The following is a 1,449-nucleotide window of genomic DNA, read 5'->3' as shown; positions in this document are numbered from 1 at the left end:
CGGCCGGGCGTGGCCGGGGCCGACACCCATCTGGCCGGCGGCCGTACGTCCCCCAGGCTGCGCGCCGGGCTCCGGCTGGAACCCGACGCGTCCCCGGCCGCCACCCTGGCCGACTTCAGCGCCCGCCCGCTGACCGCCGCCCGCGACTCGACGGGGCTGGAGTCGCTGCCCACCGAGGTGCGGCTCAAGAGGGTCAGGCACAAGGCGGACCGGGTGAGCTGACGGTCCGTCCCGGAAGGACTCAGAACCCGTGCCGCATGCCCCCGTCGACCGGCAGCATGACGCCCGTCAGATAGGACGCCGCCGGTGACAGCAGGAACGCGGCCACCCGGCCGAACTCCTCCGGCGTCCCGTACCGGCGCAGCGGGATGCGGGACTCGTTGGCCGCCCTGGTGGCCACCGGGTCGGCGGAGAGGGCGTCCAGCTCACGCACCCGGTCGGTGTCGATACGTGCCGGGAGCAGGCCGACGACCCGGATGCCGCGCGGGCCCAGCTCGTCGGAGAGGGACTTGGCGAACCCGGCGAGGCCCGGCCGCAGGGCGTTGGAGATGGTCAGCCCCGGGATCGGTTCGTGCACCGAGCCCGACAGCACGAACCCGATCACCCCGTCCGGCCCCAGCTCCGCCGCCGCGGCGCGGGCCAGGCGCACCGCGCCGAGGAACACCGACTCGAACGCGTCCCGCCACTGCTCGTCGCTGTTGTCCGCGACGAAGCCGGGCGGCGGGCCGCCGACGCTGATGAGGATGCCGTCGAAACGGCCGAAGCGCTCGCGGGCCAGCCCGATCAGCCGCTCGGGGGCGTCCGGCTCGGCATTGCCGACGGCCACGCCCACCGCGTCCGGGCCCAGCTCGGCGGCGGCGTCCGCCACCCGCTGCTCGTCCCGGCCGGTGACGACCACCTTCGCCCCGTCCGCGACCAACTGCCGCGCGGCCGCGTTGCCCAGGCCCCGCGAGGCGCCGGTGACGATGTACACCCGGTCCTTCAGTCCAAGATCCATGCTCCTATCCTGCCTCCTCGGTGCCGAAGAGTGTGAAGGCGGTGTTCACCAGCGCGATGTGGCTGAACGCCTGCGGGAAGTTGCCGAGCTGGCAGCCGGCCTCCTCGTCGTACTCCTCGGCCAGCAGCCCCACGTCGTTGGCCAGCCCGGCCAGCCGCTCGAACAGCGCGCGGGCCTCGTCCGTGCGGCCGGTCAGGTGCAGGGCGTCGGCCAGCCAGAAGGAGCAGGCGAGGAAGGCGCCCTCGCCCCCGGGCAGCCCGTCGACCACCGGGCCCTCGGGGTCCTCGGTGTCGTAGCGGCGCACGAAGCCCCTCTCGCCCAGGTCGGCGGCGATCGCGTCGACCGTGCCGATCACCCGCGGGTCCTCCGGGGGCAGGAAGCCCACGCGCGGGATCAGCAGCAGCGAGGCGTCCAGCTCGCGGGAGCCGTAGTACTGGGTGAAGGTGTTGCGC

2 protein-coding genes and 1 pseudogene are annotated in these 1,449 nt (G+C 74.5%); 1 reads left to right on the top strand and 2 read right to left on the bottom strand.

Annotated elements, in window-relative coordinates; all coding sequences use genetic code 11:
• Positions 1–222, top strand: a pseudogene (locus GT030_RS11030) (alkaline shock response membrane anchor protein AmaP); the annotation flags it as partial.
• Positions 223–241: 19 nt separating this feature from the next.
• Here GT030_RS11030 and GT030_RS11025 read toward each other — a convergent pair.
• Together GT030_RS11025 and GT030_RS11020 are read right to left on the bottom strand one after the other, a co-directional pair.
• Positions 242–997, bottom strand: a complete 756-nt coding sequence (locus GT030_RS11025) for an SDR family oxidoreductase (protein ID WP_161200944.1) — start codon at positions 995–997, stop codon at positions 242–244.
• 4 nt (positions 998–1,001) lie between these two features.
• Positions 1,002–1,449, bottom strand: a 448-nt coding sequence (locus GT030_RS11020; RefSeq protein WP_237522310.1) for a glycoside hydrolase family 15 protein, incomplete at its 5' end; no start/stop codon positions are given.

This window comes from Streptomyces sp. SID1328, assembly GCF_009865595.1.
Classification (GTDB): Bacteria; Actinomycetota; Actinomycetes; order Streptomycetales; family Streptomycetaceae; genus Streptomyces; species Streptomyces griseoluteus.
The sequence above is the reverse complement of the archived record's forward strand: the minus strand, read 5'-3'. Positions and strand labels throughout refer to the sequence as shown.